We start from the raw sequence: 236 nt of genomic DNA on the forward strand, positions 1-236 counted from the left end.
GGTTTGTAGTAGCCGCTTACGATGGTAACTTCCAAGCAGGCTTTATTTGCGCCGGTATCGGTATGATTTTAGCACTAATAATCCAATACCTTTTCGCCCAAAAACTCTTGGGTGACATTGGCACGGTTCCCGCAGCTAAAGCTGAAAAACTCAAGAATGAAGCTAAAGGTGAAGTCCGCAAAGAACCGTTAACAAAAATTGAACGTGACCGCATTAAAGTTATTATGGTAATGGGC

1 protein-coding gene is annotated in these 236 nt (G+C 42.8%); it reads left to right on the plus strand.

Annotated features, from left to right (window positions below):
* On the plus strand, nucleotides 1-236 hold a 236-nt coding region (locus tag AAEZ06_RS28270; RefSeq protein ID WP_350617523.1), incomplete at both ends, for a hypothetical protein.

Origin of the sequence: Pseudomonas sp. HY7a-MNA-CIBAN-0227, from assembly GCF_040310325.1 — a bacterium.
In the GTDB taxonomy this organism is placed as follows: domain Bacteria; phylum Pseudomonadota; class Gammaproteobacteria; order Pseudomonadales; family Pseudomonadaceae; genus Aquipseudomonas.